This is a genomic window from Gluconobacter sp. DsW_056 (assembly GCF_002153595.1).
Taxonomy (GTDB): Bacteria; Pseudomonadota; Alphaproteobacteria; order Acetobacterales; family Acetobacteraceae; genus Gluconobacter; species Gluconobacter albidus.
Genome location: NZ_JOPF01000010.1, coordinates 332,889 through 358,464, shown reverse-complemented (window position 1 = coordinate 358,464; position 25,576 = coordinate 332,889). Strand labels below are relative to the sequence as shown.

Below are 25,576 nucleotides of genomic sequence, written 5' to 3'. Positions count from 1 at the left end.
GGTTTTCAGGTCCGTCTGGCAGAAGGGGCGGAGGTGTTGTGGCGGCGCAGCAGGCCGAGCAGCCAGTGGCACAGACGCTTCGTTCTCGTACCGATGGCGTCCATCCACAGATAGACGATCGGCGTGGTGTAAAGCGTCAGAAGCTGGCTCACAACCATGCCGCCGAGGATGGAGACACCCAGTGGACGGCGCATTTCCGCACCATAGCCATTGCTGATGATGAGCGGGACCGCGCCGAGTGCGGCGGCGAGGGATGTCATCAGGATGGGGCGGAAACGGGTGATGGAGGCCTTGAAGATGGCATCCTTCGGGGAAAGCTTCTCGACACGCTCGGCATGGATGGCGAAGTCGATGACGAGAATGGCGTTTTTCTTGACGATGCCCGTCAGCAGGATGATGCCGATCATGGCGATGATGCTGAAAGACTCTCCCGCGATCCACAGCCCCAGAACCGCGCCGATCCCGGCGGAGGGCAGGGTGGAAAGGATCGTGATGGGATGGATCAGGCTCTCATAAAGAATGCCCAGCACGATATACATCACGGCAATGGCGGCGAGAAACGCCAGTGCGCCATTGATCATGAGCTTGCGCGTGTCGCCGGCCGTTCCGGTGAAGTCGCCCAGCACGCCATCGGGAGCGTGCGTGCTCTGCATGGTCTGTTTGATGAGGGCGACCGCATCGTTGTAGCTCACGCCCGTTGCCAGATCGAACGAGATGTTGGCGGAATAGTAATTGCCGCGATGGGTGATATCCAAGGGCTGCGGTTTCCACAGGATGGACGCGACGTTCATCAGCGGGATCATGGTCTCGATCGCGGAGGAGACGGCGGAACCGCTGGAGGTATTGCCGGAAAGCTGGTTGGCCAGCGAGTTCTGGATGGAGGCTGTCGCGAGAGACGTGAAACTGCTGGCGGAGGTGCTGGCGTCGCTGTGGGCGCGGATCAGGTTGGAGGCCACGCCACCGGCTGCCGTGCCTGCGGAGGTGGAAATCCAGACCTGCCGGAGCGTCTCTGGGTCCATCCGGTATTTCGGCGCCAGCACCATGACTACGCGGTGTTCGGTCGTGGGGAGGTGGATCGTGGAAACGATGGCCTGACCGTAGGAATCGTACAGGACGTTCTGGATCAACTGCGGGGTAACGCCATAGCGTGCTTCCGTATCGCGCTGGACGGTGATGTAGGCGGCTGCGGACTGCCCCTCGGTCGTGGAGGAGATGTTGACCAGCTTGCCCGAAGCGCGCAGGGCGTTCAGCAGGATCGGAACGTAGCCGAACAGATCCGAGACGTTGTCTCCGCGCAGGACGTAGCGATAGCTGCCGGTATTCTTGGAACTGCTGCCGCCCTGACTGCTTCCCCCAACGCTCCAGAACGACACGTCCGCTCCGGGCTCGGTGGGCAGGCGTTTGCGGATGCGGTCCAGAATGGTCTCCGCGGAAGCGCGCTCGTCTTTTTCTTTCAGATGGATGTAAAGCTCGCCGCTGTTTTTGTCGTCGCTGAAAATGGTGGTGGACGTGACATCGGGGTCCGTCTGGGCGATGGCGCCGATTTCTCTCAGGCGCCGGTCGATCTCCTGAAAGGACATCGTGGGGTCGCCCTTGATGCGTCCTGCCAGCAGCGACATGTCCTGGGACGGGATGAATTCCTTGGGCATCAGCATGACGGAGCCGATCAGCACCACGAAGCTCAGCGGCAGGGTCAGGCCCATCAGGACGGGATGGCGCAGGCACCAGTGCATGGAGCGGCCATACTGCTTCAGCGTCCAGTCCAGAGAGGCTTCCGTCACGAAAGCGATGGAGCCGACCACACCTTTGCGGGGCTGATCGCCATGGTCGATTTCCAGCATCCGTGCGCACATCATCGGCGTCAGCGTCAGGGACAGCCACATGGAGATGACGATGGCGGAAATCATCGTCATGCAGAACTCGAACATGATCGAACCCGCTCCGCCCGGCAGGAACAGCAGCGGGATGAAAACCGCGACCAGAGAGGCGCTGATCGACAGGACCGTAAAGCCGATCTCCGAAGAGCCGACCAGACTGGCCGTGTAACGGTCCTTTCCTTCCTCCATGTGCCGCGCGATGTTCTCAAGCACGACGATGGCGTCATCGACCACGAAACCGACCGCAATGGTCAGGGACATGAGCGACAGGACATCGAGCGTGAAGTTGAATGCTGCCATCGCCGCCAGTGTGCCGGAGAGCGCGATGGGGACCGTTACGGCAGGGATCAGTGTCGTGATCATCCTGCGGAAGAACAGCAGGATCACGAGCACGACCAGCACGACAGACAGGATCAGCGTCAGCCGCGCATCCGCCAGAGACGCGCGGATGGACCGGGACGTGTCGAGGCCCACGACCAGATTGACGTCCGCAGGCAGGGCATCGCGCAGATGCGTCAGGTTGGCGTTGATGCCGTCCACAATAGCCACGGTATTGGCGTGCGGCTGGGCTGTGACGACCAGCGTGACGGCGCGATGTCCGTTGATGTAGCTGGTCTGGTAGACGTCCTGAACGCTGTCGGTGACGGTGGCGATGTCGCTCAGACGGACGGGATAGAAGTCGTTGCGGTAGCCGACGATCAGGTCCCGGTACTGGGCCGCGTTGATGGCCTGATCGTTGGTGGACAGCATCATCCGCTGGCCGTGGCTGTCGATGAAACCCTTGGGTGTGAAGGCATTGGCCGAGGCGAGAGCCGTACGGATGTCCTCCAAGCCAATGCCCCATTTATAAAGCGGATTGGGATTGAGTTCGACGCGCACGGCGGGATTCGTCGATCCCACGACTTCCACACGCCCCACGCCCTTCACCTCGGCGAGCAGCGGCTTGATGCGGATATTGGCGATATCGTAGAGCTCGGGCTGTGTTTTCTGGTCCCCGGTCAGGCTCATCAGATAGACCGGGAAGCCGCCGCCATCCATTTTGAAGGCCTGCGGATCGGCATCCATGGTCCCCGTCGGCAGGTCGGCGCGCGCGGCGCGCAGGGCCGCCTGCGTGTCACGCAGGGCGCCGTCGATGTTCCGCGACGATGAGAACTCCAGAAAAATCTGGGCCTGTCCGGCACTGGTGTCGGATTCGATGCTTTCCAGATCCGCGATCGACCCGAGCCTGCGCTCCAGAGGCGTTGTGACGGAGGTTGCCATCTGCTGCGGGTCAGCGCCCGGCTGGGTCGCCACGACCATGATGGATGTCGTGGTCATGTCCGGCATCGTGGCGACGGGCAGGAGCGGATAGCAGATCAGTCCCGCCATGAAGATGGCAATGGACATCAGTGTCGTCGCGACCGGGCGGTCTATGAACAGGCGGCAGAAATTCATGCGGTCAGTTTATCCACAAAACCGCGTTTCAGGTCATTACTGATAGGACACAAAATGTCAGTTCTTCAGTGTGCGGGCCGTCAGAAGTCCGGCATGCCTGCCGGTTGGGCGGAGGGCTGGGTGACGTAATAGCGTTCTGCCAGGCGGGGCGGGAGAAGATCCATCAGGCGGGATCCCATGACCAGCCATGCCGGAAAGGTCACCCGGCGCGTCTGGCGCAGCGTTCCGCGCAGGATCCGGCGCACGGCTTCTTCCGTGGACACCAGACCCGGCATGGCAAAGCGGTTTCCCTTCACCATGGACGTATCGACAAATCCGCAGCACACGCTGGTCAGGCTGATGCCGAAACCGCCCAGCCGGGCTGCATTGGCCACGATGAAGCGGTCGAGAGCGGCCTTGGAAGCGGAATAGGATGGCGTGCCGGGGTAGCACACGAACCCCGCGACGGACGCCATCACGCAGATCCGCCCGCGCAGGTCTTCGCCATTCCGCTCCTGCCCACGCATGGCCTTGACGACCGGAAAGAACGTGTTGAGCGTTCCAGTCAGGTTGATGTCCAGCATGTCGCGGACGCGCTCTTCACGCTCCAGAAGCAGACCGTCGCTGGCCGTATGAGGCAGGCCGCCCGTGATGCCTGCACAGAGAAACGCCATGTCGAGCCGGTCTTCCGACGCGGCGGCGATCCACTCTACCATACCCTGACGGTCACGCGTGTCCAGCACGGCCGGGACCGCTCTGGCCCCCTGTCCGTCGCAGCGCCGGGCCGTTTCCATCAGGCCGTCTTCAGCGTGATCGCACAGATGCAGGGAAACGCCCGGACGGGCCAGTTTCAGGGCAAGACCGCGTCCGATCCCGGATGCGGCCCCTGTAATCAGGATATTCATGGGGCGGAGTCTAACAGAGTGTTTCCGCGATGCGACCCCCGAAGGGGCGAAAACATCTCTTCTCCGTGAGGTTACTTCGGGGAATTACAGTCCGAACGGGGGCTTGTGCCCGCAAGAAGCTGTCCGGCGAAGCTGTGGGCTTCCGTGACCATGGCGGCAAGTGTGCCGTTGTGGCTGGCATCATGAATCCGGTGTGTCACGGGTGTTCCAGCGGCACAGAGACGCGCGACGAGGCGTTTCTGCTGGCCGGTGGATGTGTGCAGATCCTGTGCGCCGGATTCGATCAGAACAGGTGAGGGCAGGGAGAAGCCCGGATATTTCGCCCAGTCGAACACGGGCGCCAGCACACGCCCCGCTTCGGGTTCGAGCAGGGTCGCGGGTGTCAGGCCGGAGCGTTTGGCGATCGGGAAGAAATCCGAAGCGCACATGGAGCCTGCATCACGCAAAAGGCGCTGCCCACGGGGCGTGAAAGCCTCGTTGATGTCGGTGGACGGATCAGCCTCGACCAGCGACTGCCCGAGTGTCAAAAGTTCAGGCACGGCCGGGGAGAAGCTGCGCGGATTGGCGGGATGCAGAAGCTCCTGCGCCGTCTGTTCGTCCAGATAGGGCGGGGCAGCAGCAATCGTGCCCAGAATATGCAGATGCGGGGCATAGGTCGAAGCCATGGCCGCAGCCGCCAGAGCCGCCTGCCCACCTTGTGCATGACCATTCAGCACCACATTGTCTGACAGGTCCGGGAGGCGTTCGCGGGCCGCGCGCACGGAATCCAGCACGCTCATGCCTTCCGAACGCGCGTTCAGCAGAAGCGGTGCGCCGGGCTCGCCCATGCCGGGATAGTCGGTCGCGACGATCGCAAAGCCCTGACGCAGCCATCCGTCATAGAAACGGGCCTGAACGGTACCGATTCCCATCACGGACGGCGCGCAGGTCAGGTGCAGGCCGCTCTCTCCATGCGCCCAGGCCAGAACAGGCCAGCCCCCCGCCGGAGCCGGACCGCGCGGGACCAGAACCTGTGCCGAGACGCGCACGAGCTGATGCGGGTTGCGCGCATCCGTACTGCGATAGGTCAGACGATAGACGGAAGCAGGCTCATGGGACGGCACGGAATCCAGCCGGATCGCCTGCCCGGCCGAGACGGGCGCGCTGATGGACCAGTTGTCGCCGTCGTCATCCGAGGCGCAGCCGGAGAGGGCGGCTCCGGCCGTCAGAAGCATGACGAGCGATGTCAGGGCGGTCAGCGGTTTATGGCGAAAAGAGCGGTACGGCATGGGCGGTCTGTCTCCGACAAGAAGCGTCTCTCATAGCAGTGCTCCGCGTCCTGTGGGAGGAGCCATATCCGGTGTTGTCTCCGGGGCCGGACTTGGAGAGCCGCCCATCCGGCGCTACAGAGAAGACCTCTGACGCGCCGGTCCGACCTGATCGGATCTGATACAACGAGGATAGCCATGACCGACACCATTCCCGATCGTCTCTCCGCCAGCCCCGACAGCCCGTATTACAACGAAGAGCTGCTGTCGCGCGGCATCGGTGTCCGCTTCAAGGGCGAAGAGCGCACCACCGTCGAGGAATACTGCATCAGCGAAGGCTGGGTGCGTCTGGCCGTTGGCAAGTCCATGGACCGCCGTGGCCGCCCGATGACGATCAAGGTCACGGGGCCGGTCGAGGTCTGGATCAAGGATTCCGAAGAAGACGCATGATGACACATGCCAGCTCCACCGGGACCGCACCCCGCCGCATCGTTATCGACACCGATCCGGGTCAGGACGATGCCGTGGCCATCCTGCTGGCGCTGGCCTCGCCGGAACTGGCGGTCGAGGCCATCACGACCGTCGCCGGCAATGTTCCCGTCGCTCTGACGACGAAAAACGCCTGCGCCCTGCTCGAACTGACGGGCCGGACCGATATTCCGGTGTTCGCGGGCGCGGCCCGTCCGCTGCATCGCGCGCCCATCAGCGCCGAGCATGTGCACGGCGAAACGGGCATGGCGGGAGCCGATCTTCCGGAACCGACGCTGCGTCCCCAGGCAATTGATGCTGCAACGCATCTCGTGGACCTGCTGCGGCGTGAGCCCGAGGGCACGATTACGCTGGTCTGCCTCGGCCCCATGACGAATCTGGCGCTGGCCCTGACCCATGCACCGGACATCGCCCCCCGGATCGCGGGGATCGTGGCCATGGGCGGTGCACAGCGCGAGGGCGGCAACATCACGCCGACCGCCGAATTCAATTTCTTCGTGGACCCTCATGCCGCCCGCATCGTCATGCGTTCCGGCATCCCCATCACGCTCCTGCCGCTGGATGTGACGCATCGCGCCATCGCCACACCGGCCCGCCTGAAGCCGATTGCGGCGTTTGGCTCGCCCGTGACGGACATGGTCGTCCGGATGCTGGGGGCGGAAGACAGGTTCGAGAAGTTCAAATATGGCTGGGAGGGCGGTGCGTTGCACGATCCCCTCACCATCGGCTTCCTGCTGTGGCCGGAGCTTTTCTCGGGACTGCGCTGCAATGTGGAGATCGAGGTCGACGCGCCGCTGTGCGTGGGCCAGAGTGTGGTGGATCTGTGGAACGTAACCAATCGCGTTCCGAACGCGTTATGGGTCAATGACGTTGAGGCAGATGCCTTCTATTCCCTGCTGACGGAAAGACTTGCCCTTCTGGTCTAGACTTTTTGCCGTCGCACAATGACGTTGGAGGAACCGAACATGGCAGACCCGATGCTCGACCCGACCCGGTCCGACCGCTTTTCAGTCGTCATCGTCGGCGGTGGTGCCGCTGGCATCACCATCGCAGCCCAGCTCAGACGCGAACGCGCCAATCTCTCGATCGCCATTATCGAACCGTCCACGACCCATGCCTATCAGCCTGGCTGGACGCTGGTGGGTGCCGGCGTGATGACGCTCCCCGAAACACTCCGGCAGGAAGGCGGGTTGATCCCGCGCAATGTCGAATGGCTGCGGGACAGCGTTGAGAGCTTCCAGCCCGAAGCCAATACCGTGACACTGAAAGGCGGCCGCGTTGTCGAATACCGCCGCCTGATTGTCTGCCCCGGTCTTCAGCTGGACTGGGACAAGATCGAAGGTCTGCCCGAAACGCTGGGCCGCAATGGTGTGACGTCGAACTATTCGCGCGAGACGGCTGCCTATACATGGGAATGTATCCGCCATCTCGATGGCGGCAAGGCCCTGTTCACGCAGCCGCCCATGCCCATCAAATGCGCGGGCGCACCGCAGAAAATCGTTTATCTGGCCTGCGATCACTGGCGCCGCGAAGGCTCCCTGCACCGCACGGAGGTCGATTTCTCGATGGAGGGCAATGCGCTGTTCGGCGTGTCCTATTATGTCCCGTCGCTTCAGCGCCAGATCGACTATTACGGCGTAAACCTTCACAAGCAGGAAAACCTGATCAAGGTGGACGGCGAAAAGCGGGAAGCCACGTTCCAGATTGTCGGGACGGACGAGACCATCGTGCGTGCGTTCGACATGCTGCATGTTGTGCCGCCACAGAGTGCGCCGGATTTCATCAAGGCAAGCCCGCTGGCCAATGAAGCCGGGTGGCTGGACGTCGATCCGGCCAGTCTGCGTCACAAGACCTATGACAATATTTTCGGTGCCGGAGACGTCCTGGGCACCAGCAACGCCAAGACCGCCGCGGCTGCCCGCGAACAGGCTCCAGTCATTGTGGAAAACCTTCTGGCCTCACTCGATGGCCGACCGCAGACAGGCAGCTATGACGGCTATGGCGCCTGCCCGCTGACGGTGTCCTACGGCAAGGTCGTGCTGGCCGAGTTCCTTTACGGCGGCAAGGTCGCGCCGAGCTTCCCCTACGACCAGCGAAAACCCAGCCGTTTCGCCTGGTTTCTCAAGACCGAAGTGTTTCCGAAGCTCTACTGGTACGGAATGCTCAGGGGCTACAACATCAGGATCAAGCATACGCCCAGAAAAACGGGCTGAATCTTTCAGGGTTACTGAAAACCGAAGCGGGGCGGATCAAAATCCGCCCCGTTTTTTTTTGCGCGTGAACGCTGGACTTCAGACAAAAAAAGAGGGGCCGAAGCCCCTCTCTTTCAGTGTTCTGCCTGATTGGAAGATCAGAAATGAACGCCGAGGTTCATCTGGAACGAACGGCCGATGATCGCGTCGTAGTAGCGATTCAGGCTGACCGTACCGGGATACTTCGGCAGCGCATTGGTGATGTTGTTCACCATGAAGTTGGCGCTGAAGTTCTTGGTGATATCGTAGCCAAGCGTCAGGTTGAACATGGCAAAGGACGGACGTTTGTTGGCAAAGTATTGGGTGGCCGGCACCTGCACTGCGTAGTGCGAAGGGCCATACCAGAGGGTCTGCCACTGCAGGCTGAACGGACCACGGATATAGTTCGCATTCAGCGTGAAGTTGTCGTTGGGTGCTGCTGTCGTACCGCTGAGCAGATAGGTGTTGCCCAGATAGCTCTGCTGGCTCTTGAGATAGTGGACATAGGTGCCTGTCAGGCCGACCTCACCCGAAGATGATGGCAGACCAAAGCGCGACAGTGGGCTGTTATATTCGAGATGAGCTTGCAGAGCCTGTGTCTCGTAGTTGGCAATATTATAATAACCAGCCTGGTAGTTCTGGAGCTGGCCATCTGCTCCACGTGTAAAAGCGGCGCAGTAGGTATTGCTTGGCCCGTAGGACGTCGAGTCGTAGCAACCGTCCATGATATCTTGAGCACCAAGATATGTGATCGCGTTGTTGATCTTTACGTCTACGAAGGAGCCCATAAAATCGAGGCCGCGAATAAAGTGCGGGTGGAATTCAAGGTTGCCGGTATAGCTGGTGGAAACTTCGTTCTTCAGCTTGTTATTGCCACCTGCGGTGCCCTGAACAGTGAAGTTGTTGAAGTTTGACTCGAACGGCTGCTTGATCCCGGCTTTGGCGCAGTTGGCGGCACGCACAGCGGGATTCGGACCAGCATCGACACCAGCCGACGAGCAGGGGTCGATACCATCCTCGTAATCTGTGCTCTTGGGCGCGAACAGTTCGGTGACGGACGGGTTACGGACCGAACGGGAATAGTTACCGCTCAGGCCGAAGTCTTGTGTCGGCCACCAAGCACCACCAAACATATAAGTCCAATAGCCACCGGTCATGCTGTTATTGATGTAACGACCGTTTGCTGAAGCGGACAGGTTATAGATGCCAGGCACATGCATGCTGGGTGAGACCAGCGGAACTTCAAGTTCCCCGAAGACTTCATGCGTGTGGTAGGAGCCGCCTGTGGGCGGCAGCGAGGTTGAGTTGCCATACTGCAGATATGAACCGTCAGACTGTTCCCATCCGCGGGAGAAAGCGCCTGGATTGAAGCGATAACCTTCGCGTCGATGTTCGTAACCGATATCCCAGCGGATATCGCCAGCGGGAAGGCGCATGACCGTGCTGGAAATTTCAGCCTGAATGTCGCGTTGTGCGTTGGCATTCTTCTGGTGGGCATCAGCCAGGATGTAATTCCGTGCTGCAGGTGTGGACTGACCGGTACCGAACGGGTTGAACGGTGCGCAGGTGGAGCTGCGGGTCTTGATAGGGGCGCTGGTGTAGCCGGGGGCGCAGACGATATTGCCGCTGGCGTCCGTCGTGGCATTAAGCGCGTTGACGAGGTTTTGTGTGACGATGGAAGGCTGCCATGTATCGTTCAGATAGCGGCTGTATTCTCCGCGAACTTTCCAGTTGAAGTGACGACCGACGGCATCGAAGTCACCGTTCAGCCCCCCTTGGAAGCGATACATCTGCATCGTTGTCTGATACATGCCCGCATCCAGATCCTGATTCAGGCGCGACATGTAGAACGTGTCAGTCGGCAATCCAGCTGCGGACAGGGCATTCACGATCGTGCTGCGTGCAGAAGAAGAGAGATACGGATTGTTGGTGCTCAGCGCATAAGCGCCGTTCACTTCAGCATTGTTGTGGTAATTGGACAGTGTCAGAGGGTCTGAGGCAAAGAGCGGAGTATTCCAGGTGCCTTGCCCAACGGTGCTGGATGCAGTGCCGCGAGCGTACCAACCCTGCCATGTTGCATGGATATGGTCGGTGATGTCGTAATGACCGAGCAGCGTCAGGTTCAGCTTGTTGGTGGGGGTGTAAAGCTGGCTATAATCCTGAAGTGCCGTTCCGTTGCCACCCACGACCGTAGTTGGGCTTTTGGTCGCATAGTTCCACGTCATCGGGACGAGGGACTGGCCATTGCCACTGAACATCAGGGGCTGACCGGCAGCATTGGAGATGCCGCTCAGTATCTGACCACCGTAGATCGGCGGATCTCCAGCAGTCAACTGCGGAACGCCAGTGACAGATGCGATGACGTTACGCGCACCTTGTGCAAGATTATAAGTATACTTTCCTGTTCCGCCAATCGGCTGACGAACATATGTGGTGGCGTTGCGACCGGTCAGATAAGGCCGGTCATTGTCGACCATACCGCCGTTATTTCGGTATTCAACATCGAATACCATGCCGCCTTTGCCGTGATCAAAGTCGTGACCAACTTTGAAGGTGATTTTTTCACCGGGGGCATCGAGCTTCTGGCTCCAGTTACCCTGGGCATTGAAGTCTACGCCAGTGAAGTGATCGTCAAGTTGGTAGTTGACCACACCAGCCACAGCGTCCGCGCCATAGGCTGCGCCTGCGCCACCCAGCTTGGTTTCCACACCTTTCAGGATTGAGGTCGGAATGGCACTGATATCAACCTGCGACCCTGATCCCGCACCGTAAAGGGATGCCGTTGACCCGCCCACCATGCGCATACCGTCGACCAGCGTCAGGGTTCGGTCACTGCCGAGATTGAGCAGGGAGGTGAAGGACTGACCTGCACCGAAGCTGCCCTGGCTACCGATCGGTGTGTTGTCGCCGACACCGAAAGCGGGATTTTCACGCATCAGCGCGATACCGATATCGGTGTAACCACGCTTCTTGATCTGGTCTGCGCTGAGTGTTGTTCCAGCCATGACATTTGTCAGGCGTGTCTGGGACAGGCGTGTACCGGTGACCGTGACAACTTCAGCTGTGTTTGCAGCTTCCGTTCCCTGCTGCAGCACCTTGCTGTTCGACTGGGCTGCGGGAGCCGTCGCCGTCGCGGTTGCAACCGGGGCTGCGGCAATGGCTGCCGGAGCTGCGATGGGTGCAGTTCTGGCTGTCGTGGCAGCTTTTACCGGAGCCTTTTTCTTGGCTGCGCTCTTGTGAGCGGAAACGTGCTTTGCGGGTGCGGTCGTGGTGCTCTGGGCATGAGCGTTCACGCAAGGCAGGACACTGTAGGAAATGCCGGCCATCAGGAACATCCGGACGACTGTCCGGGGCGCAGGAGTGCGCTTTTTCAATGAATGTAGCACAGAGGTGGTCATCGCGGCCGTTGTCCCTTCTTGATAAGGTCGCATGAAATTTTTGTATCTCTGGCGACATGTTCATCGAAAATCGAAACGGTGTGCAATGCTTCTGCTACGAAAATGCAACATGTTTGACACATGTCATGAAAGGCGTTGCGCTTATGTCACATTCTTGAATTTCAAAGTTTTGTTTCAAATAAATTCAAAAAGAATAAAGTAAATATAAATACAAAAGACAAACATAAAAACTGGGAATAATTAAATAAACAAAGAAACATCATCGTGTTTCTGAATTTGTATGGTAAAAATTTTAATAATCATTAAATTAAAAATATTCCATAAATCTGTATTTTTGTTTTTTGGTACTTTGAAAAAATCCTCATGTATCTCTCAAATTCTTTTTTGATCCCTGAAAGCCGTTGGTAATTTATCGCAAAATCTGAAAAGTAACTTAGTAGCGATTTAAAATAGTTCATATTGAAAATTTTCGTCGTCTTTATCCCATGAAAAACAAAGGGAAAACGATTCGGGAGGCATTTTTCCAGCCTTAATAACGAAATATAAAAGTTGTTAAGGTATATGTGCCTGATCTTTCTTTAGGGGTGGTTTCCCCTCCTGATGCCAGAGGGGGCAACCATTGCTGAACCTCAATGAAAACGGCAGGGTTGATCCGTGGTCGGTTGTTCGTCCGTCTGGATAACCATCAAAGTGACGGGGCCGTCGCCGATATTACCTGCGAAATGGCCGATATGCCCTTTTGCGTCCTTGCGGCTCATCTGGTCTTCGCCGAGGGAGACGTCGCCCGGGCCCATGACGACCTTTTTTCCATCCATGGCCGTTACGTACCAGGAGCCCTTCAGCGGGATAATCCACTGGACTTTGGGATCAGGATGCCAGCTTCCGTCCCAGTGTGCGGGCTGCACGGTGGAAATGATCTGTGCGTTGCCTTCATGCACATGATCCTGCCATTGCGGCCCGGCGGGTTTGGACATGGTTTTCAGGTTGTAGTTGTGCAACGGGCAGCGGGTCATGTGACTGATGCCGTCATGATCCGTCCAGTTGTGCCAGTACCAGGCTGTTGGCGGGGTGGGATCAGCGGCGTGTGCGGCACCGAAGGCCGTGACCGACAGGAGTGCCGCAGCAAGGGGAAGAAGTCGTGTCATGCGTCTCATCCTTCAAGCGGGGGTGGCTGATAACGGTTCATGGGAGCGATGTCGTTGAAGCGTTCCTGATGCGGCGTGCAAACCAGTTCCACGATCATGCCCCAGGGCGTGCGGCCGTAGCAGAACATGTTCCCCGGCGCTGCTTCGAGCGAGGGCTGGCCCTGTGGTTCGGTCAGGAGCGTGCCGCCCGCTTCGTGAAAACGGTGGCAGGCGGCTTGGATGTCATCGACATAGACCGCGAAATGCTGAAGACCCCAGTCGCACGGGCGTGCGGCCTCGTGCTGGTCGGGGCCTTTCATTTCGAACAGTTCGATGCCCGGGCCCTGGCCGAGCGCCATCATGCACATTTCAATGACGACGGTGCCCTGCGGCAGACCAAGGATTTTTTCCGTCTCCGGGCCTTGCTGTGGCGCGGTGCGGGTGACGTTCCGGTAGAGGGCAACTGCGCCGAACGCTTCTTCAAGAAAGCGGATGGCGGCGTTGATGTCCGGGACGGTGACGCCAACATGGTCGATGCCACGCGGCAGACCTGAATGTTCTGTGGTCAAGGGAAGATCCTCCGTTGCAGAAGATCTCAACCCCTGAGGAAACGCACGGTTGCCAGAATGTCCGTCACATTACGGCAAACCGTGTCAGCAGAGGGGGCCTGTGTTCAGGCCTCGTCGGTGGGGCGTTTGGGCAGCAGGGCCGGGACGAACACCATCGTGCAGAGCAGCGTGCAGCCAAGCGACATCAGAAGCAGCCGCCCCATGCTTGCGGTCCCCGGATGGCCCGAGCGGGCGAGCGAGCCGAAAGCCGTGGCGGTTGTCAGGGCGGAGAACAGCACCGCGCGCGCCGTCGGGGACGTCAGCGGGCCCTTCACGCCTTCACGCCAGTTCATGACGAAATAGATGTTGAACGACACACCCACACCCAGAAGCAGCGGCAGGGCGATGATGTTGGCGTAGTTCAGCGTCTCCGGCACCGTGACGATCAGGATGACGGTCAGGAGCGCCGACATCAGCAGCGGCGCCATGACAAGTGCTGCATCCAGCAGGCGACGCAGCACGACCAGCAGGATGATGGCGATCATGATGAGCGCGCAGATGGCCGCCACCTTGAAGGCATGCACGATCGTATTGGCGCTTTCCGTGATTTCCATCGCGGGGCCGGCGACATCCGGATTGACCGAACGCAGTTCGCTGACGAAGCGGTGCAGCACCGGCGTTTCGGACATCTGGCCCTTGGGATGGATCGTCAGCCGTGCACGGCCATCCGGAAGGACGTAATCCTGGCGCACATCCTGCGGAATGTTCTCCATCGTGACGGGCGTGGGCTGAAGCGCCATCCGCAGCATCGAAAGCTCGTCCGGCAGGAACCGCGTCAGGGCGGTGCTGGCCTGAAGCAGTGTGTTGTCCGGAGCTGTGGACAGCGTGTGCAGCGCCTGACGGATTTTCTCCAGCGGTGCGGGAAGCTGCTCCTTTACGGCGTCCAGCTTCTGCACGGCAGCGATGGCGGCGGCGCGGATGGCGGCGGCGTCAGGCGCGGGTTCAGGGCTTGCCACCGTGATGGTCGGCAGGAGGATGGAGGCGGTGTCCTCGATCATGGCCAGCTTGGTTTTCTGGTCATCGGGGACCAGCGCGCCAAGCCACAGCACGTCATGCACGCTGGGGAGCTTCGAGAATTCCGCAGCCTCTTTCGCCGCGTCCGTCAGGTTCGGGGTCAGAACCTGCGCGCTGTAGGGCGTCGTGAGCGGATTGGCTTCCAGCAGATGCAGCGCCCGCATGCCTTCGGTGTTGGGGTCCTTGGTGTGCAGCGGGTCGGCGTCGAACTTCAGGAGCGGCATGAGGGCCAGCCCCACGATTCCCAGAAGGGCGAAAATGCCGACGACCTTGCGGCGCTTGTGCCGCAGGAACGCATCGGCGGGCGCCATGAAGGCAAAGCCCGGCTCTCCGCTGCCCAGCTTCGCACGAAAGACGGACAGCAGGGCCGGCAGAAGCGTCATGGTGCAGAAAAAGGCGATCAGCATGCCGAAGCCCGCGATCAGCCCGAGCTGCGCCACGCCAATGAAGCTCGTGGGATAGAAAGCGAGGAAGCCTGCCGCCGTGGCGAGGGCTGCGACAAGGATCTGCGCGCCGCTTTCCTGACCCGTCAGGACGATGGCATCATGCAGGGAAGGATATGATCCGTCCGCGTTCCGTTGCCCGCGCAGACGCACGGTGTACTGGATGGCGAAATCGACCGCGATGCCGACGAACAGGATGGCGAAGGCCACCGAGATCAGATTCAGCTCACCCACCGCCAGAGCGGCAAAGCCGGTCGTCAGCAGCAGGCCGCTGATGAGGGTCAGCAGGATCGGAAGAATGACGCGCGGGGAGTGGACTGCAAGGATCAGCCACACCGCGACCAGAACCAGTGAAATGATGAGCCCCAGCACCATGCCATGTGCGACAGTGGAGAACTCCTCATCCGACAGCTTCACCTCGCCCGTGATGATGCCGGTGGCCTGCTTCGTCTTCACGAATTCAAGGTTGTTGATCGCCTGACGCATGGCGGTCGTGGCACCTTCGCCGGGCTGGAAGGAGCTGTAATCCAGCTTGGGCTGCGTGACGACGAACTCGTAGCGTGAGCCCAGTTCCGCCAGCTTGCCGATCAGCAGATTCTGCCAGGACATGTCCTGCGGATGACCGTCCGCAGCCTGTGTCAGGGAGGTTGCGAAGCCGTCCAGAGCGCCGTTAAAGCCGCTGGGGATGCCCTGACCGGCCTTGATGCCCTCACCGATCAGGCCCAGCGCGCCGAACAGGCCGCGTGCAGACGGATCGGCGGCGAGCGTGCCGAGGAAGGGCTGGGCGGAGACGATCGAATCCAGCAGCGGCTCCAGATCCTTCGTGTCGAGGAACAGGAAACCGTGACTGTTATAGAAAGGGTTATCGCCGGGAAGGCTGACCGTCTTGAAATGCGTATGGTCCTGCGAAAGCGTGGCCGCAAGCTGCCGTGCGGCCAGGCGCCCCTGTTCGGGGATGCGGCTGTCGAGGATGGCGACGAGCTGGTTGCTGTCCTGAGGGAACAGGCGCGTCAGCTCCATGCTCCGCTTTTTCCACGGCAGACTGTTGGCAAACATTTTGCTCGTGTCAGTGGTCACACTGATGCGTGTGACACTCAGGGCAACGCTGGCGGCACAGAGCAGTGCGAACAGCGCCAGAACAAGGGGCGCACGACGCGCGCAGACGGCATTCAGCCGACCGGTCAGATCCGAAAACATGGGGGCTACCCTTAACAGAACGGGCAGCGTTTCCCTACCCCATCCTGACATTTCGGCGATCCTGATGCAGAAGGAAAGCCATGACATGGACTCTTCCCGGCCCCGCGACCTATGAAAGTGTGATTCGCAACAGCGTTTTCCGGGCTTCCGCTGCCCATGTGGAAGACGAAGCCGCTGCCATGGCCTTCTTTCGCGACGTCGCCGTGCTGGACGCAACCCATAACTGCTGGGCCTTCAAAACCGGTCAGCGTTTCCGGTGCAGCGATGACGGCGAACCCGGCGGCACGGCCGGGCGACCTATCCTGTCCGCCATTGAAGGGCAGGATTTCGACAATGTCATGATCGTCGTCACGCGCTGGTATGGTGGCGTGCAGCTTGGGGCCGGGGGGCTCGTGCGGGCTTATGGCGGCGCGGCTTCGGCCTGTCTGCGTGAGGCGGAGCGGATCGAGCGGATCGAAACCGTGCCTTTACGCTTTCACTGCCCGTTTTCCAGCTATGCGATGGTGGAGTCCAAGATCGAAAGCTGGCGTGCGAGCCGGACCGAATGCGACTTCGATGCCGCAGGCGCTTGGATGACGCTGGCCGTACCGGTGGAAGAAGCGGATGCCATCACGGACTGGCTGCGGGATCTGACGCGGGGACAGATGGACATTACCCGACAAGATTAAAAACTAAACAAAATGGTACATTTTATTTAAAACCATCAGGATTGATGTTTTTTCAGGTCTGCATAATGTTCTGCGAACCCCGTCTGGAGTTCTCAGGGCATGTCACGTCATCATTCATATCGGAACCGGTCCCTTCTGGCTATGATGGCGCTTGGAATCTGCACCTCCAGACTGGCAGCAGCAGCCGATCCGTCCACTGTCCCGACTGCAAATTCGGAAGAATGGATCCACGTTTCCTCCACGGAACGTCCCCCCATCCAGAACTATCCCCATGCCGGTGTCGTGGGACAACCGCGTCGTGTCGTGGCCAGCCAGAACCATGCGCCGCAGGGACGGCAGGGTCCGTGGGGGGCATTCAGTTATGGCAACGGCGAGTCAGCAGGCTTTGGGCCGGTCGGTCGTTACGGTGTGGCCCCCTGGGCGGAAGACTGGAGCTTCCTGCGCGATAAAAAGCGCCGGGATGATCTGTTTGATCCGCTCAAATTCATCGCCCTGAACGATGCGAAAACCATCTGGCTCTCGTTCTCGGGCGAAACGCGCCTGCGCAACTGGTACGAGGAGACGCCCTTTCTGGGAAAGAAGGGCGGCAGCAATTCCGGCCGTTTCGGCGTGCGGAACCTCTATGGCGCGGACCTGCATTTGGGCGAACACGTCCGGCTGTTCGGGCAGCTCATCAATGCAGATGCCGGGGGCTGGAAAGGCTTCGGCTACAACACGACCTATCGCAAGCGGCTGGACCTTCAGCAGGCCTTCATCGAGTTCAAGGGCAAGCTTGCGGGTGCGCAGACCGGCTTCATGTTTGGCCGTCAGCAGTTCCTCGATGCACCGTCTTACGTCCTGTACAACCGCGAAACGCCCAACGTCCCGCTATCGTGGAACGGCGGACGGATCTATGCGATCTGGCCCAATATCCGCGTGGATGCGTTCGATTTCGTCCAGACCAAAACCGACGCGACCCTGATGTTCCACGATACGGAAGATTACAACACGCGCCTTTATGGCGGGGACATCACGGCTCTCGTGCCGCAGTTCTCGATCGGCGGCGAGACGGTCCATTCGTTTCTGGATATTTTCTATTATGGATACCGTTATGGCGGCAGCCTGTCCGTCGTCCCTCTTGCGTCCGGCGCCCTGAAAGGCACGTCCTCACGCGGGAATGTCGGCTTTCGCTGGTACGGCACCGCCGCGTCCTTCGAATATTCGTTCGGCGGCCTCTATCAGGACGGGACGTTCCAGAAATCCGGCAGCGCGAAAAAGAGCGACGTGCAGGCTTATTCGGTCAATACAATCGTGGGATACCGGCATACGCCTTCGCCACTGCATCCTTTCATCGGCGTTCAGGCGGATCTGTATTCCGGTGGCGCGAACGGTGCGGACGGTCCGGTCCGGACCTATATGGCGCCCTTCAACCCGCAGACGAACTATCTGGACACCACGACCTATATCCAGCCGTCCAACCTCGTCAGCCTCTCGCCGGTCCTGAGCGTCACTCCGTGGAAAGGCTTTGCGAGCATCCAGTTCAAGGTGCCGTTCATGTGGCGGGAGAACGCGGATGGCGCGATCTGGAACTCCTCCGGCCCATACACATTCTCGAAAACCTATCACGGCGGCTATATTGGCGTGGTGCCGCAGGCGTCCCTCAAGCTCCAGCTCAACCGGCACCTGACCTGGCAGATCTATGGCGCGCGGTTCATGGCCTCGAACGGGCTGCATGCGGCGGGGGGCAAAAGCGGAAGCTACGCTCAGTCCAATGTCGTTTTCCGCTTCTGAGGGTTTCTGTTATTTGTCCTTGTCGGAAAACAGCCCGACCAGATCCGTCAGATGTCCGATTTCGCGCAGTTTCAGGCCTGCGGGCGGCTTGACCCGAGCGGAGGCTGCCGAGACGCGCCGGGGCAGGATGGCTTCCCCGAAGCCCAGCTTGGCGACTTCCTTCAGGCGCAGATCGGCCTGGCTGACCTGCCGGATTTCGCCTGAAAGGCCGACCTCCCCGAAATAGGCGGCATTGGGGGAAGTCGGATGGCCCGTAGCGGCGGACACAAGGGCCGCGGCTACTGCCATGTCGGCGGCTGGCTCGTTCACCCGCAGGCCGCCTGCGATGTTCAGATAGACGTCCATATTCGCAAGCTTGAGGCCACAGCGCGAATCCAGCACCGCCAGCAGCATATTCAGCCGCGATGTGTCCCAGCCCACGACCGCGCGGCGCGGCGCACCATCGCCGGCCTTGGGAGACAGCAGCGCCTGAATTTCCAGCAGGACCGGGCGTGTCCCCTCCAGTCCGGCAAAAACGGCCGAGCCCGCGATATTGCCGCGCCGCTCCGCAAGGAACAGCGCGGAGGGGTTGGGCACTTCGGTCAGGCCGATATCGGTCATGGCGAAAACGCCGATTTCGTCGGTCGCGCCAAAGCGGTTCTTGGCTGCACGCAGGATGCGGAACTGATGTCCACGGTCACCTTCGAAATACATGACCGCATCGACCATGTGTTCCAGAACGCGCGGCCCGGCGAGGGAGCCCTCCTTCGTGACATGCCCGATCAGGATCAGCGCAAAACCGAGCGTCTTGGCCAGCCGGATCAGTTCAAACGCACTCGCCCGCACCTGTGAGACGGACCCCGGCGAGCTTTCCACGCTTTCCAGCCACATCGTCTGGATGGAATCGATGACCACGACCGTATGCGCCCGGTCCTGCTCCAGCGAACCCACGATTTCGCCGACATTGATGGAGGCCGCAAGGTCCAGCGAGTCCAGCATTTTGGGGTCGCGGTCCAGACCCAGCCGCTGGGCGCGGATGCGGATCTGGTCCACCGATTCTTCGCCCGAAACATACAGGACGCGGTGTCCCGACCGCGCCAAGGCACAGGTCGTCTGAAGCATGAGCGTGGATTTGCCGATGCCCGGATCACCGCCGACCAGCACGACGGACGCCGGGACAAGGCCTCCGCCCAGAACGCGGTCCAGTTCGGCAATGCTGGTCGTGATGCGCGGGGGCGGGCGTGTTTCGCCATCCAGCCGGACGGTCTGCAAACGCCCTGAACTCAGCTTGCCGGTCTTGCGGGCCGTCGGTTCGGGAGTTTCCTCAACCAGCGTGTTCCATTCGCCGCAGGCTTCGCACTTCCCGTTCCATTTCGGATAGGTGGCGCCACAGTTCTGGCAGACGTAACGGGTGGTCGGCTTTTTGGCCAAGGCTGGTCTCTTCGATTTGAGGGGAACAAACCCAGTATATAGGAAGTGCTTGGCCGTTGATCCAGCCGGGGCTTTGCCCCGGACCCCACCAAAGGTCGCGATCTTTGGAAACCTTTAGAATCAGGGTGCAGGGATCAAGATCCCTGCCGGGCCCGGGCAGAGCCCGGAATCCCTACTCCCGCGTCCGCAGAATCAGACGCGCCAGAAGCCGCGAGACCACGATAATCAGCAGAAAACCGAGAAGCTGAAGCACCATGTTCGGATGGGCCGGCTGATGGCGGAACATGATGAACAGGAGTGGCAGGGCGATCAGATAGCTCAGCCCGATGCGCTTCCAGACGATAGGATCGGTTTTCGGGAAACGGGGCAGAAGGCTCATTTGCGCAGCTCCATGGTGATGGGGCCTTCGCGTCGGCCATGGGTGAACTGATCGACCATGGCATTGCCGGAATTCATGAGCTCGGAGGCGTCCCCCTGCCAGATCAGCTGTCCGCGATAGAGCATGGCCGCACGGTTCCCGATCCGCTGGGCTGAGGCCATGTCATGGGTGATGGCAATGGCGGTGGAACCGAGCTTCTGTACGCAGTCTACGATCAGCCCGTCGATGACGGCGCCCATGATCGGGTCCAGACCGGTCGTGGGTTCGTCGAAGAACATGATGTTGGGATTGCCTGCGATCGCGCGCGCCAGACCAACACGCTTTTGCATGCCGCCTGAAAGTTCGGATGGGCTCAGATCGCCGACGGACGGGTCCAGCCCGACCTGTTTGAGCAGGTCCCCGGCCATTTGCAGGGCCTGCGCGCGGGACGGTGTGGCGCCGTTGCGGTCGGAATGTTTGGCGCGGATGCCGAAAGCCACGTTCTCGCCGACGCTCATGCTGTCGAACAGGGCAGCGTTCTGGAACAGCATCCCGATCTGCCGGCGCAGGGCGTCCTGCCGGGAGCGCGAAGCCGTCAGCAGGTTTTCACCGTCGATCTCGATCGTTCCGGCATCGGGTTCGATCAGACCGAGAATGCAGCGCAGCAGGACGGACTTGCCAGAGCCGGAACCGCCAATGATGACCATGGAGGTCCCGGCTTCGACATCGAGGTCCACGCCATCGAGCACGATCTTGGAGCCGAAAGCCTTGTGCAGGCCCCGGATGCGGATCTTCGGAGTGCCCAAGGGAGCGCCCGGGGAAGTGCTTACGGGGGGAGTGCTCATTGTGAGAAGAACAGATCCGTCAGGAGATAATCGAACAGCAGCAGCAGGATGGACGCGCCGACGACGGCGGCTGTCGTAGCCGAGCCCACGCCCTCTGCGCCACCCCGGCTGTTATAGCCGTTGTAGCAGCCTAGCAGTGCGATCAGAAATCCGAACACCGCCGCTTTGACGAGGCCGACGACCACATCCATCGTCTTCAGCGAGTCCAGCGTGGCGGTAATGTAGGTCGAGGGCGAGAAGCCGAGCTTGGCCACCGAGACTGTGAAACCGCCCATCACGCCCAGAATATCCGCCACCAGCACAAGACAGGGTAGCGCGAGCGTCCCAGCCAGAAGGCGCGGCGTCACGAGATATTTCATCGGATCGGTGGACAGCGTGGTGAGCGCGTCGATCTGGTCGGTCACGCGCATGGTGCCGATCTGGGCCGACATGGCCGCGCCCACGCGTCCGGCGACCATCAGCCCGGCCAGAACCGGGCCAAGCTCGCGGGTCACGGCGAGGACGACGATCCCGGCAATCGCGCTCTGCACATGATACTGTCCGAAGCCCACATAGGATTGAAGCGCGATCACGGCCCCCGAAAACAGGGCGGTGAGGGCCACGACGGGCAGGGAGAAGAACCCCGTTTCGATCAGGCTGGAGAAGAAAATACGCCAGTAAAAGGGTGGTCGCACCAGATGCGACAGAGCCTCCAGCGCGAACAGGGCCAGAGCACCTGCCTGCTTGATAAGGCCGAGAGCGGCGCGGCCAAGGGCCGCTATGGGGTCAAGAACGGCATTCACCCTTCAGCCCCTACCCTGCCTGCATCCGGACGTCAAAGTTTCGTCCTCCATTCAGGCGCGCCGTCCGTCGGTCCGTTCCAGATCCCGGAACTGCCGCTCCAGACTGAAATCGGGCGATGTGACGCAGCGCTCGAGCAGGCCGAGCCTGCGGTCCATGCGCGCCAGCCGATCCTGAAGCCGGGCCAGCGGATGACCCGGCGGGACAGAGCGGGAGAAATCATCCGCTGCTTCGGGCTGCTGACGCCGGAAACCGAGCACCGCATCCCTGACCACTGCTGTCGCGCTGGCGGCAGGCGTTTCCTGCCAGGCCGTGCGGTGCCGTGACCAGCTCCGTACGCCCTCTGCATATCCCGCGGCGGCCTTGTCCAGCGTGCCCCGGAACGGCAGAACGCCCGTCCGGCGATAGCGTCGGAAAAGGCGCACGGCCCAGATAACGAGAAAGATTTTCAGCAGCAGGCCAATCACGCCATGACCGCTGGAATGATGAGCGACAGAGGGCGTGGTGCCGAAATTGACCTCTGGTACGTCCAGATGGATATCGAGACGGTCCAGAACCTTGCGCGTCGCATCGGACAGGATGGCGGAACCGTCTGGCGTGGTCACAGTCGTGATCCGCGCACCGGCTGTCTCCTGCACGGAGAGCGTTCCTGAGCCGATAGGGCGCTTCTTCAGCGTTTCGCTCACCTTCTGAAGCGTGATGTCGCCACTGCCGAGAAGGGTCAGATCCGCATCACGGGCCGTGGCGTTCAGCGCAATATCGGCCGAGCCATAATCCCGGACCGTCAGAACATCCGCGCTCCCCCGTCCGACCCGGATATCGCCCGAAGACATGGCCGTGATGCTGGCGCTTGAGGTTGCGAGGTCGTCGATACGCAGGTCGCCGCTGGACAGGCTTTGCACGGTCAGCCGTCCTGTCACCCGTCTGACCGAGACGTTTCCAGGGCCTGTCATCGTCAGGTTCAGCCCGCTGGCCTGATCAATGTCGAGATCGCCGTGTCCGTTTTCCGCCGTGACGTCACCGTTGACGCCAGTGATGCGATAGAGCGTCGTGTGGCCATGGGAGGACTGGATGTCGAGACTGGTCCGGGCCGGGATCATGACGACCGCACTGTCCTGAGCCGCGCAGTCCTGTGGGGTAGTCGTGAAGGTCAGGCGCTCCCCGTGTTTCTTCAGACTGCCGCTGCCGGAAACGATATGCGCGTCCGGACCGCTCACGATGGAGAGGGTTTCAAGACATGTCGCCGGGATCATGAGCGTGCCGGGACTGCTCGTCGAGGAAGCGTCGTAGGAGGGGGGAGCTGGAGGTGAGGGAGGTGCCGGAGGAGGCGCTGGCGGTGCGGGGGCGGCCCCGCAGCTCAGAAGCGCAACCAGGGCCAGGCGCGCGTGGAGATGATGGCGCATCCCTATTCTCCCTGTGCGCCGTTCTGAGCGCTCTTTCCGGTCGTCGAAGGCGCAGCGGCGGTTCCCGTTCCGGGGGCTGCTGCGTTAGGCGCGGGACCGGTTGTGGGGGTGGGAAGCGTTGCCTGTGGAACGGACTGGACGGGCGCGCTTGTGACGGGAGGGAGCGCAGGCGCTTGCGCCGTCTGCTGGGAATTCGACGCGGCGTTTTTTGAGGGGGCCGCGACGCTTGGTGCCTGCGGGGTGACGGGGCTTTCAGGCGCGGAGGACGATGCGGCGGGCGCCGGAGCCGGAACTGCGGATGACGCAGCAGGGGCCTGAACGGCCGGAGTCTGAGGTGTCTGAGCCTGAGGTGTCTGAGCCACAGGCGATTGCACCACAGGCGCTGGAACAGCCGAAGCCCCAGGTGCCGGAGCAGTCGTGGCCGCGCTGGCGGGCGGCATCTGGACCGGAAGGGACGGCTGGGGGGCTGCTGGGGGAGGAGGTGCGGTCACAGCAGCAGGCGGCGCCGGTGTGGGGCGATAGATCACGCCGTTCTCCGCACCGACACGGACGGTGCCTTTGCCCGAACGGACCATCGGGCCCGTGACCGCTTCAATATTGACGTCGCCCGTTCCGTTGGCCGCGACCGTCGCCACCGTGGCGTGAGCCAGAATGGTGGCGCTGGCCTGATCGGCCGTAATCAGCGTCAGGGCGTCGATGCTGCCCCCCGAGAGCGTCATGCCCGCATTCTGCGTCAACTGCACCGAAAGCGCTGCGAGCTGCGCCGTGTCAGCCGTCAGCGTCGAAGTGCCGGAGGCCACGATCTGGGCTGCGCGTTCGAGGGAGTGGATGTGGACACTGGAGGCGCCCTGCATGTCCAGGTCGAGGGACTGGGTGTTTTCGATGTCCATGGTGGCGGAATCGAGGCTGGCGTCCAGGGAGGCGAGCTTGCCGGCGATGACGAAATGCGTGTCGTGGCTGTCGTGGATTGTCAGGCCGGTGCTGGGGGAGATACTGATTGTCAGCTTTCCGCTGGGGGCGCAGGACTTTGTGGCGATGGAGATGCGGCTTTGCGCTTCTTCCTTGCCGGTATGCATGGAGACCTGTGCGAGGCTGCTCGAATCAAGCGTTGCCCCGTCCTTCATGCCGGGATCGACCACGACCCTGACCTGTCCGGTGCAGGGGATGGACAGGTCCAGATCCTCTCCGGACAGGGTCATCCGGGCGGCGTGGGCTGCGGGCGACAGCGCGACCGTGCCTGCCAGCAGGGCCACGAGTGCCGGACGGCGGCCGGAAAAGGGGGCGCCGGAAAAGAGGACGGGGCGGCGTGTCATCGTGCGTTCCTTGCTCTCCAGCCCGGGATATCCTCGTCGAGGATGCGTTCGAGCTGGTCGATCCTTTCTTCCAGACGCGTAGCATGGGCTTCGGCCTGTGTCAGGGCGGCCTGAAGCATGGGGTCCTGCTGGGCCGCGCCTTTCGTCGCACCGTTGGCGTGTTTGGCCATGCTGACGACGGACCAGCAGATAATGGCCGTGATGGGAACAAGGAAGGGGAAGATGGACGAATTCATGCCTTGGGCCTTTCGGTCAGCCTTTTCTCAGCCTGCGTTTTTCTTCTCGGCCATACGGCGCTTGAGGGCTTCGAACTCGTTTTCCACGACGGCATCGGTTTCCAGCGCCGCGAGTTCTTCCTGAAGCGTCGGGTGTCCGGTGCGGCGACCCAGATCATACGCCTCCGCCTTGCCTTCGAGCTCATCAAGAGCGCGTTCCACCTGATCGAAGCGGTTGAGTGTGTCGTCGATGCGTGTGTCGTAGAGTTTTTCGCGGGTTTTCAGGCGGCCCTGTGCGGTGCGGGCGCGGATGGAGAGCGCCTTTTCGCGGGATTTGGCATCGGCGATCTTGGCCTGAAGCTTGGAGATGTCGTCGTTCTGCTGGTCCAGCCCGTCCGAGATCTGGGCGATCTGCTGTTCCAGCGCCTCGCGCGACTGTTCCACGCTGTGGCGGGCGGCGAGGGCTGCGCGGGCGAGATCGTCGCGGTCACGTTCGATGGCGAGGCTTGCCTTGCGGTGCCATTCGTCTTCTTCGTGCATCATGGTGCGCACGCGGCGTTCGAGCTGCTTGCGCTCGGCGATCGTGCGGACGGCCTGACTGCGGACCTCGACCAGCGTGTCTTCCATTTCCTGAATGACCAGGCGGATCATTTTCTGCGGGTCCTCGGCATTGGCGAGAATCGCATTCAGATTGGAGTTCACGATATCGGCGAGGCGAGAGAAAATACCCATGATGCTTTCCTTCCTTGGTGAAGACTTAGGACAGAATGCCTGTCCTTGTCAGCGATGCCTTGTCAGCGAGCCTTGTCAGCGGTGCTGTTTTGAGGGTGTTATGAACTGAAGACCTGAACGGGGGCGTGAGAGACCA

General features: G+C 61.0%; 20 protein-coding genes. 5 read left to right on the top strand and 15 right to left on the bottom strand.

The genetic code is table 11. The features are described from left to right. Positions 1-5 precede the first annotated feature (5 nt). From HK22_RS11350 to HK22_RS11340, 3 genes are all read right to left on the bottom strand, one after another. Positions 6-3,311 (bottom strand): efflux RND transporter permease subunit, encoded by a 3,306-nt coding sequence (locus HK22_RS11350; protein WP_086649313.1) that lies wholly within the window; start codon positions 3,309-3,311, stop codon positions 6-8. An 80-nt stretch (positions 3,312-3,391) separates the two neighbouring features. After that, positions 3,392-4,195, bottom strand: coding sequence for an SDR family oxidoreductase (locus tag HK22_RS11345; RefSeq protein ID WP_086649312.1), 804 nt, complete (start codon positions 4,193-4,195; stop codon positions 3,392-3,394). A gap of 71 nt (positions 4,196-4,266) precedes the next feature. Continuing rightward, on the bottom strand, positions 4,267-5,463 hold the full coding sequence (locus HK22_RS11340) for a lipase family protein (protein ID WP_086649311.1): 1,197 nt from the start codon (positions 5,461-5,463) through the stop codon (positions 4,267-4,269). Positions 5,464-5,640: 177 nt separating this feature from the next. Here HK22_RS11340 and HK22_RS11335 point away from each other — a divergent pair, with 177 nt between their 5' ends. The 3 genes from HK22_RS11335 to HK22_RS11325 are packed head-to-tail and all read left to right on the top strand — an operon-like array spanning position 5,641 to position 8,144. After that, positions 5,641-5,892: a DUF3297 family protein gene (locus HK22_RS11335; RefSeq protein ID WP_062027925.1), complete on the top strand. Its 252-nt coding sequence runs from the start codon at positions 5,641-5,643 to the stop codon at positions 5,890-5,892. After that, entirely contained in the window at positions 5,889-6,857 is a 969-nt protein-coding gene (locus HK22_RS11330; protein ID WP_086649310.1) for a nucleoside hydrolase, read from the top strand. Before HK22_RS11335 ends, HK22_RS11330 begins: the two co-directional genes overlap by 4 nt. 51 nt (positions 6,858-6,908) lie before the next feature. After that, entirely contained in the window at positions 6,909-8,144 is a 1,236-nt protein-coding gene (locus tag HK22_RS11325; RefSeq protein ID WP_086649359.1) for an FAD/NAD(P)-binding oxidoreductase, read from the top strand. 137 nt (positions 8,145-8,281) lie between these two features. Here the strand turns inward: HK22_RS11325 and HK22_RS11320 are convergent, their stop codons facing one another. From HK22_RS11320 to HK22_RS11305, 4 genes are all read right to left on the bottom strand, one after another. Continuing rightward, entirely contained in the window at positions 8,282-11,488 is a 3,207-nt protein-coding gene (locus HK22_RS11320; protein WP_233142581.1) for a TonB-dependent receptor domain-containing protein, read from the bottom strand. A 701-nt stretch (positions 11,489-12,189) separates the two neighbouring features. After that, positions 12,190-12,705 (bottom strand): cupin domain-containing protein, encoded by a 516-nt coding sequence (locus HK22_RS11315; RefSeq protein ID WP_369827259.1) that lies wholly within the window; start codon positions 12,703-12,705, stop codon positions 12,190-12,192. A gap of 5 nt (positions 12,706-12,710) precedes the next feature. Further along, positions 12,711-13,253: a VOC family protein gene (locus tag HK22_RS11310; protein WP_198945540.1), complete on the bottom strand. Its 543-nt coding sequence runs from the start codon at positions 13,251-13,253 to the stop codon at positions 12,711-12,713. 104 nt (positions 13,254-13,357) lie between these two features. After that, entirely contained in the window at positions 13,358-15,946 is a 2,589-nt protein-coding gene (locus HK22_RS11305; RefSeq protein WP_086649307.1) for an MMPL family transporter, read from the bottom strand. Positions 15,947-16,026: 80 nt separating this feature from the next. Here HK22_RS11305 and HK22_RS11300 point away from each other — a divergent pair, with 80 nt between their 5' ends. Beyond that, entirely contained in the window at positions 16,027-16,614 is a 588-nt protein-coding gene (locus HK22_RS11300; RefSeq protein ID WP_086649306.1) for a YigZ family protein, read from the top strand. A 99-nt stretch (positions 16,615-16,713) separates the two neighbouring features. Next, positions 16,714-18,384 (top strand): alginate export family protein, encoded by a 1,671-nt coding sequence (locus tag HK22_RS11295; protein WP_086649305.1) that lies wholly within the window; start codon positions 16,714-16,716, stop codon positions 18,382-18,384. Between the two features lie 9 nt (positions 18,385-18,393). On the opposite strand, the gene radA is transcribed toward HK22_RS11295, so the two are convergent. The 8 genes from radA to pspA all read right to left on the bottom strand — a co-directional run bounded on the left by radA (position 18,394) and on the right by pspA (position 25,440). Next, positions 18,394-19,794: a DNA repair protein RadA gene (gene radA / locus HK22_RS11290; RefSeq protein ID WP_086649304.1), complete on the bottom strand. Its 1,401-nt coding sequence runs from the start codon at positions 19,792-19,794 to the stop codon at positions 18,394-18,396. A 172-nt stretch (positions 19,795-19,966) separates the two neighbouring features. Further along, on the bottom strand, positions 19,967-20,173 hold the full coding sequence (locus tag HK22_RS11285; protein ID WP_062029257.1) for a hypothetical protein: 207 nt from the start codon (positions 20,171-20,173) through the stop codon (positions 19,967-19,969). Further along, entirely contained in the window at positions 20,170-20,997 is an 828-nt protein-coding gene (locus HK22_RS11280) for an ABC transporter ATP-binding protein (RefSeq protein ID WP_062029253.1), read from the bottom strand. The genes HK22_RS11285 and HK22_RS11280 overlap by 4 nt, the downstream gene beginning before the upstream one ends. After that, the gene (locus HK22_RS11275) at positions 20,994-21,779 is read right to left on the bottom strand and encodes an ABC transporter permease (protein WP_062029251.1); all 786 of its coding nucleotides are present in this window, start codon (positions 21,777-21,779) and stop codon (positions 20,994-20,996) included. Before HK22_RS11275 ends, HK22_RS11280 begins: the two co-directional genes overlap by 4 nt. A gap of 51 nt (positions 21,780-21,830) precedes the next feature. Further along, positions 21,831-23,180 carry a GIN domain-containing protein gene (locus HK22_RS11270; RefSeq protein ID WP_086649303.1) on the bottom strand — a complete coding sequence of 450 codons (1,350 nt, stop codon included), beginning with the start codon at positions 23,178-23,180 and terminating at the stop codon, positions 21,831-21,833. A gap of 2 nt (positions 23,181-23,182) precedes the next feature. Further along, entirely contained in the window at positions 23,183-24,493 is a 1,311-nt protein-coding gene (locus HK22_RS11265; protein WP_086649302.1) for a hypothetical protein, read from the bottom strand. Further along, positions 24,490-24,729 carry an envelope stress response membrane protein PspB gene (gene pspB, locus HK22_RS11260; protein WP_062029244.1) on the bottom strand — a complete coding sequence of 80 codons (240 nt, stop codon included), beginning with the start codon at positions 24,727-24,729 and terminating at the stop codon, positions 24,490-24,492. The genes HK22_RS11265 and pspB overlap by 4 nt, the downstream gene beginning before the upstream one ends. Positions 24,730-24,756: 27 nt before the next feature. Next, positions 24,757-25,440, bottom strand: coding sequence for a phage shock protein PspA (gene pspA, locus HK22_RS11255; RefSeq protein WP_062107761.1), 684 nt, complete (start codon positions 25,438-25,440; stop codon positions 24,757-24,759). Positions 25,441-25,576 lie beyond the last annotated feature (136 nt).